This is a genomic window from Pyxidicoccus sp. MSG2 (genome assembly GCF_026626705.1).
Classification (GTDB): Bacteria; Myxococcota; Myxococcia; order Myxococcales; family Myxococcaceae; genus Myxococcus.
Genome location: NZ_JAPNKC010000001.1, coordinates 11,892,613 through 11,900,000, shown reverse-complemented (window position 1 = coordinate 11,900,000; position 7,388 = coordinate 11,892,613). Strand labels below are relative to the sequence as shown.

Annotated in this window: 6 protein-coding genes (1 of these 6 running past the window's edge); 4 read left to right on the top strand and 2 right to left on the bottom strand. The window is 69.2% G+C overall.

Annotated features, from left to right (window positions below; translation table 11 throughout):
* A protein-coding gene (sthA, locus tag OV427_RS45450) for a Si-specific NAD(P)(+) transhydrogenase (RefSeq protein ID WP_267862492.1) crosses the window boundary here: on the bottom strand, positions 1 to 274 show its beginning. It extends 1,124 nt beyond the left edge of the window; only the first 274 of its 1,398 coding nucleotides appear in the window; the start codon lies at positions 272 to 274; its stop codon lies off the left edge, out of view.
* 85 nt (positions 275 to 359) lie between these two features.
* On the opposite strand from sthA, the gene OV427_RS45445 reads away from it, so the two are divergent.
* The 4 genes from OV427_RS45445 to OV427_RS45430 all read left to right on the top strand — a co-directional run bounded on the left by OV427_RS45445 (position 360) and on the right by OV427_RS45430 (position 5,073).
* Positions 360 to 2,510 carry a xanthine dehydrogenase family protein molybdopterin-binding subunit gene (locus tag OV427_RS45445; protein WP_324290035.1) on the top strand — a complete coding sequence of 717 codons (2,151 nt, stop codon included), beginning with the start codon at positions 360 to 362 and terminating at the stop codon, positions 2,508 to 2,510.
* Positions 2,511 to 2,512: 2 nt separating this feature from the next.
* Positions 2,513 to 2,995, top strand: a complete 483-nt coding sequence (locus OV427_RS45440; protein WP_267862490.1) for a (2Fe-2S)-binding protein — start codon at positions 2,513 to 2,515, stop codon at positions 2,993 to 2,995.
* Between the two features lie 105 nt (positions 2,996 to 3,100).
* Positions 3,101 to 4,570: an MDR family MFS transporter gene (locus OV427_RS45435; RefSeq protein WP_267862489.1), complete on the top strand. Its 1,470-nt coding sequence runs from the start codon at positions 3,101 to 3,103 to the stop codon at positions 4,568 to 4,570.
* 182 nt (positions 4,571 to 4,752) lie between these two features.
* Complete coding sequence (locus tag OV427_RS45430; protein ID WP_267862488.1) at positions 4,753 to 5,073, top strand: hypothetical protein; 321 nt, start codon at positions 4,753 to 4,755, stop codon at positions 5,071 to 5,073.
* A gap of 54 nt (positions 5,074 to 5,127) precedes the next feature.
* Here OV427_RS45430 and OV427_RS45425 read toward each other — a convergent pair whose 3' ends face one another.
* Positions 5,128 to 7,023 (bottom strand): M4 family metallopeptidase, encoded by a 1,896-nt coding sequence (locus tag OV427_RS45425; protein ID WP_267862487.1) that lies wholly within the window; start codon positions 7,021 to 7,023, stop codon positions 5,128 to 5,130.
* Positions 7,024 to 7,388: the final 365 nt, after the last annotated feature.

Here is a 7,388-nt window from a genome sequence, read left to right as displayed (position 1 = left end):
CCGAGGACGCCGCGCGCAGCATGTCCTTGAGGGTGGTGGTGCGCGCCAGCTCCGCACGTAGCTCCGGATGGTCGCCCTGCACGTCCACGAGCCGCTGCACCGCATGGCGCAGCGCCTTGGAAGGAATCGTCGCGGTGTGCGTGCAGGCGCCGCCCACGAAGGGGCTCTGCTCCACGGTGCACACCCGGCGGCCGGACTTCACCGCCTTCATCGAAGCGCCTTCTCCGCCCGGACCGGAGCCGAGCACCACCACGTCGAACTGCCGAACGGTCATGCCCGGAGCCTTACCACGTGACCTGGTTCGAGGCTCGCCGGGATCACGGGTTCTCGCACCGTGGACCGTGTGCCATGCTCGCCGCATGGCGGACACGTCCAAACCGAATGAAGTCGTGGTGGATCGTCGCCGGTTCCTCACCTGGGTGGTGGCCTCACCCGCGCTGGTGGTCGCGGCACGGCTGGGGCTCGACGTCCCAGGGGCCGACGCGGCGGAGACCGAGGCGGCCACCGCCGAGACCGCGCTCAATGCCTACATCGCCATCCAGACCGATGGAGGCATCCACGCCACCCTTCCTCGCACGGAGATGGGACAGGGCATCACCACCGGCGTGGCCATGCTCGTAGCCGAGGAATTGGATGTCAGCCTCGGCTCGGTGGAGGTGCGCACCGCCGATGCGGACTCCCGGTGGGTCATCCAGCTCACCGGGCTCTCGTCGACGATGCGCTACCTCGCGGGCCCCATCCGCGCCGCGGCCGCGACGGCCCGCGCCCGGCTCGTCACCGCGGCCGCGAATCGCTGGCACGTGTCGGCGCAGAGCCTCACCACCGTGAACGGTGAGGTGGTTGCTCCCGACGGGCGCCGGGCAGGCTATGGCTCGCTGGCCGAGGACGCGGCGCGCGTGCTGCTCCTCCTCGTCTCAGCCCAGCCGAAGAACCCGAGCGCGTACACCGTGGTCGGCCAGCCCACGGGTCGCATCGACGCCGCGCAGCTCGTCACCGGGGAGGCGCGGTACGCGCTCGACCTGGACATCCCCGGCGCGGTGCCGGTGGTGGTCGCCCGGCCTCCCACGCTGCGCGGCACGGTGCGGGACTTCGACGCGTCGGCGGAGCTGGCGATGCCGGGCGTGCTCGGCGTGGCACGCATTCCCACGGGCGTGGCGGTCGCCGCCGGGAACTTCTCGCAGGCCTTCGCGGCCCGGGATGCGTTGAGCGTCTCCTGGGATCCCGGCCCGGCCAGCCACCTGTCCGACCCGGACATCCGCACCCGCCTGCGCGACGCCATTGGCGCGCGTCCCCTTCCTCCCCTTTTCACTGCGCGCACGCTGGAAGGGCGCTTCGACTTCCCGTACCTCGCCCACGCGCCCATGGAGACGCAGAGCTGCGTGGCCCGCGTGACGGTCGACAGCGCCGAGCTCTGGCTGGGCGCGCAGGACCCGAAGTTCGTCCAGCGCGAAGTCGCCCAGGCGCTGGGCTGGGCACTCACCCCGCAGCGGGTCACCGTGCATACCGCTCGGGCCGGAGGCGGATTCGGCCGCCGGTTCTTCGCCGAGGCCGCCGTGGAGGCCGCGCTCATCTCGCGTGCGCTCTCGCGGCCGGTGAAGCTGATGTGGACCCGCAACGATGACATGCGGCACGGGCGCTACCGGCCGGCCAGCCACCATCGCATCCTCGCGTATGTCGGCGCGAATGGCTCCATCCTCGGCTGGAACCACCGCGCCGCCATCCCCACCGTGGAGTTCCCCCATGGCTTCGGGGACGTCCTCACCTCCCTGCTCGGCATCGTCCTTCCCGAGGTGACCAGCGCGACGTTCTTCGCGCTGACGCAGCACGTGCCATACCGCTTCGGACTGGTGGGCCAGGAGCTTCGAGAAGTCTCCCTCCCCATCCCCACCGCGTCGTTCCGCTCGGTGTTCACCAGCCAGGTCGGTGTGGCCAACGAGGTGTTCGTCGACCAGCTCGCCCGCGAGCTCGGGCGCGACCCGGTGGAGCTGCGGCGCTCGCAACTCACGTCGAGCCGGCTGAAGGCCGTGCTGGACAAGGTGGTGCTCGAAGGCGCGTGGGGCAGGTCCCTGCCGCCCGGAGTCGCCCAGGGCGTCGCCGTCCTCGAGGAGTGGGACAGCGCCATCGCCCACCTCGTCGAGGTCGACGTCACCGGCGAGGCTCCCAGGGTCCTGCGCGTGGTCATCGCCGCCGATGTCGGGCTGCCCATCAACCCGAAGAGCATCGAGGCCCAGCTCCAGGGCGCGGCCATCGACGCGTTCTCCACCACCCTGAGCGCCGGCATCCACATCGACGCCGGCGCCGTGCGCGAAGGCAGCTTCGCCGACTACCGGTGGCTCCGCATGAGGCACGCCCCCTCCGAGATCGCAGTCCACCTCGTCCGTTCTGACGACCGCGTCGGCGGCGTGGGAGAGCTCGGCTACCCGAGCGCCGCCGCGGCCCTGACCAATGCCATCGCGCGAGCGACCGGCACCATGCCCACCCGTTTCCCGCTGCTCGACGCAGGAGCCTGACCATGCCGGCCTACCAGTTCATCCTCAATGGCCAGACGGTGTCGGTAGAGGCCCCGGCGGACCTTCCGTTGCTCTGGGCTCTGCGAGACATGCTTGGCGTGACGGGCCCGAAGTACGGCTGCGGCGTGGGCGTGTGCGGCGCGTGCACCAGCCACCTGGAGGGCGAGGCCTTCCGACCCTGCATCCAATCCGTCAGCGGCGTGGCGGGCGCGAGCGTCACCACCATCGAAGGGCTGGGCGGTGAGGGGCTCCATCCCGTGCAGCAGGCGTGGATTGCGGAGGACGTCGCGCAGTGTGGCTTCTGCCAGCCCGGGCAGATCATGGCCGCCGTCGCGCTCCTGCGGAAGAACCTGGACCCGACGGACGCGGACATCGACGCGGCCATGAGCGACAACGTCTGCCGGTGTGGCACCTACGTGCGCATCCGCGCCGCCATCAAGCGGGCCGCCCGGCAGCTCCGCGAAGAGGGCACGGACCTTCGCTGAGCGTGCGGCCTCGCTGACGCTGGACGGAATGACAGGCAGGGCCCGCATGACGGTGGCGGTCCCTGCCCGCTCCCGTTACAAGGGCGCGTCCCCGGCTCCGATTCCATGCGAAAGACCCATCGTCCCCTGACCACCCTGGCCCTCGCCCTGAGCCTCTTCATGGCGGCGCTGGAGGTCACCGTCGTCTCCACCGCCATGCCCACCGTGGTCGGCGAGTTGGGAGGCATCCAGAGCTACGCGTGGGTCTTCACCGCGTACATGCTGTCCTCCACCATCACCGTCCCCATCTACGGGAAGCTGTCGGACCTGTACGGGCGAAAGCCCATCCTCCTCTTCGGCACCGGCCTGTTCCTCGTCGGCTCCATTGCCAGTGGTCTGTCCACCTCGATGAGCATGCTCATCGCCTTCCGCACCCTGCAGGGACTGGGCGCGGGGGCCATGCAGCCCGTCTCGCTCACCATCATCGGGGACATCTACACCATCGAGGAGCGCGCGAAGGTGCAGGGCGCCTTCAGCGCCGTCTGGGGAATCGCCGGGCTGGTGGGCCCGCTCACCGGCGGCCTCATCGTGAAGTACCTCTCCTGGCACTGGATCTTCTTCATCAACGTCCCCGTGGGCGTGGCCACCTCGCTCCTGTTGATGACCTTCTTCCATGAGCAGGTGAAGCGCAGGCCGCAGCAGCTCGACTACGCGGGCGCGACGCTGCTCGCCGCTGGCGTGGTGGCGTTGCTCTTCGGCGTCCAGGGCCTCGGGCGGAACCTGTGGGCGCTGCCCGCGGCGGTCGTCCTGCTCGTCGCCTTCGTCTTCGTGGAGCGCCGGGCGCCGGAGCCCGTCATCCCCATGACCATCTTCAAGCAGCCCGCCATCGCCATCTCCTCCGTGGCGGGCGCCTGCTTCTCCGCGGCGATGTTCGGAGCCACCACCTACGTGCCGCTCTACGTCCAGGCCGTGCTCGGAGGCTCGCCCACGCTGGCGGGCGGGATGATCACCCCGATGATCGTCGCCTGGCCGACCGCCGCCCTGTTCGCGGGACGGCTGATGCTCAAGACGGGCTTCCGCCCGCTCATCGTCGGAGGGCTCGGGCTGACCGTGGCGGGCACCGGGGCGATGGCGCTGCTCCTCAAGCCGGACTCGCCCATCCTCCTGCTCCAGCTGGCGATGGGTGTATTCGGCGTGGGCCTGGGCTTCGCATCCACCGCGCTGCTCATCGCGGTGCAGACCAGCGTGGGCTGGGAGCTGCGCGGTGTGGCCACCGCCAGCAACATGTTCTTCCGCACCATCGGCGGCGTGCTCGGCGTGGGCATCATGGGCGGGGTCATGGTGTCCCAGCTCATGAAGGACCCGAGCATCCCCATCTCCGCCGCGAATGCACTGCTCGGCCCCGAGCATGGACACGGCGTGCCGCCGGAGGTCCTGAAGACGCTCAGCGGCGCGCTTGGCTCGGGCCTCACCATCAACTTCTGGCTCATCTGCGCCTTCTCCGTCGCCGCCTTCGCCGCCGGGCTGTTCTTCCCCCGCGTGTCCCGGAACACCGGGACGCCCATCTCCACGGCGGACGCGGTCGCGCCGCACTGACGCGGCAGTGACGACGAGCTGCGGCACGCGCTGCTCGACCCTGCGCAACAGGAGCGCTTGAGCGGAGCCGAGCTGGAACAGCAGCTGTCACCCGGTGGCCGTAGGTCGATGCTCGGCCGTTGAGTCATACTGGGGGTTCCACCGGGATGCGCACTCGCGTCCCTCCACTCAAGGAGCCCCTCATGAACCGGAAGATGCGCCTGCTGTTCGCCACCTGCCTCGCCCTGGGCCTGTCCGCCTGCGGTCCCGCCGACATCTCCGACGAGCCCCTCACGTCCGAGGACCCGGCGCAGGTGGAGCAGGAGATCGGCACGACGCCGCTGTGCAGCACCGGGGGCTACATCACCTCGAAGACCGAGTACACGACGTGCGGGACGTGCACGTACCCCACCACGCAATATGGCCTGCGCGGCTCCTACTACGAGCGCTGCTGCTACCCCAACGGGACCTGTGGCGGCTGGAAGCTCATCAAGCCCGTCTGCGGCGTCTGCGAGCTGCAGTAGGCGGATGACCAGGCGTCCCGTCCTGTGCACGGGACGCCCGGAGTTGATGCAAGGTCAGTACTGGCCCTTGAGCGACACGCCCGAGTAGGCCGAGTAGCCGCGCAGCATGATCCAGTAGCGCCCCGCCGTGGTGCGCGCGGCCAGGTTGCACGTCTCGTTGTTGCCGGTGAGGTATGGCCGGCAGTCATACAAGGCCGTCGTCGGGGCCGCGCCGAACTTCACGTACATGTCCGCGTCCCCCGTGCCGCCGCTCATGGTGATGGCGACGGGCACGTTGGCCGGCGCATCCAGGCAGAAGTACTGCTGCGATCCCGCCGCGCCGGAGATGCCGGTGCGGACGACGCCATTGGTCAGCAGCGTGCAGCTCGGAGGCGGAGTGGTCACGCCCACGCCCACCGCCTGCCAGGCCTTGTCCACCGCATCCAGGATGGCCGTGCCGTAGCCCAGGGCCTGCGCGGCCGTGCGGGTGTACGTCTTCGCCTGGGCCATGGTGGTGCTCGCGGTGAAGTAGTTCAGGTTGGCCTGGTAGAAGATGCGTCCCGCGGCCTGGATGCCGATGCCCGGCACGTTCACCGTGGAGCGGCCGCGCGGGTGCAGGCCACCGGTGGATAGCAGCTTGAACGCCAGGTTGATGATGCCCGAGGCGTAGTGCACGTCGACCGTCGAGTTGTAGTCGGCGTAGTAGTCCAGCGAGGCGCCGTCCCGCTTGGGGTCGTCCATGTACCGCAGCGCATCCCCAGCCGTGGAGGGCGTCCACGCCAGCTCCGCGATGTTCCACACGTCGGTGCCCATGATCCACGGGCCGGTGATCCAGCTGTGGCAGTACGCGGCGAAGATGTCGGAGTACGCCTCGGACAGAGCGCCGGGCTCACCCGAGTAGATGAGGCCGGAGGTGGTGTCCGTCACCGCGTGCGTCACCTCGTGGACAACGATGTCCGGGTCCGCGCACAACGGGCCGACGGTGGAGCCATTCCCGTCGCCGCACACCATGCCGGTGCCGTCCCAGTACGCATTCGCGTAGCTGCTCATGTAGTGCACGCGCGCGTAGAGCTGCGCGCCCGCGCCGTTGTAGCTGTCCCGCCCGAAGTTCACGTTGAAGCAGTCGTAGAACCGGCCCAGGTTGTCGTAGGCCGTGTCGATGGCCGCGTCACCCGTCGCGGGCTGCCCCTCGTTGCGGCAGGTGCCGTTGTTCGTGCCGCCCACCGAGCAGACCCGGCGGTTCCTCGCGGGGTGGACCTCCGCGTAGCGCCAGACCTCGGCTCCGTCGAGCGCTCCCACGAAGACCTGGTCGCGCACCGGCGTGCCGTCCTCCTCGCCCTCCACCTGGACCTGGAAGGCCAGCGTGAGGCGCTCCGTCGCGGGCGCGCGCACGTAGACGAGCCGGGGCTCACCGACGACGGTGTTGCCGCCCTTCGTGGAGCCCAGCGCCGACTGGCGCGCGGCCTGTGCGCTGATGCGCGGCTCGGAGGCGACGCTCTCGCCATCCCGGGCGGTGCCGTTCACCGAGTACACGCGGCCCTTCTCGTCCAGGTGGAGGATGAGCTGCTGCCCCACCACCGGCAGGCCATTCTTCGTCTGGGCGTAGCGCAGGTGCGTGTGGCCCTGCTCGTCCGTGGAGGTGCTCAGGGGCACCAGGTCCCGAGTTCGGAGGCGGAACACCGGGGTGATGCGCTCGATCGCCGGCGTCAGCAGCGCATGCGCCTGGCGGGCCGAGGCCCCCGTGATGCCCCGGCCCGTCTCGCCCAGCGGACCGCCGAGCATGTACGGCACGCCGTCGTCATTCAGGCCGAGGACTTCCGTGCCCGGCAGCGCGCGCAGCGCCGCCTCGATGTCCGCGATTCGGGAGACGCCCTCTTCCCGAGGCGCCTGGGCCGCCTCCGGCCATTCCGAGCCGCAAGCCGCGAGTGAGAGCGAAAAACATGCAACGAGCCACCGGGTGCCGCGCTTCATGGTCTTCCCCGTCCGTGAGGGTGGATGCGACGGGGAGAGTATCCCAGGATTCCGACATAGATCTGGATTGCCGGAGACCCTCGCCGCATGGACGCACGGCGTCACAGTGGCTCAATAAAATACATACAAATAAAACACAAAACAGACAAGCCATCTGAATCAACATACTACTGATTGATATATAATTGAGTCGTCGAGGGTGGAAAAATAGCTGAAGACCCGTTCATGTAGGCACGGCACGTCCGGAGCTACGTCTGGATTGACTGAAGAGGTGTTCATGTAGGCACGACAGTCCGCAATTTCAGTGCCAATCACTGAAAGCCCGTTCCGTCCCGAATTGCGATCAGCGGCGACAGACTGAAGAC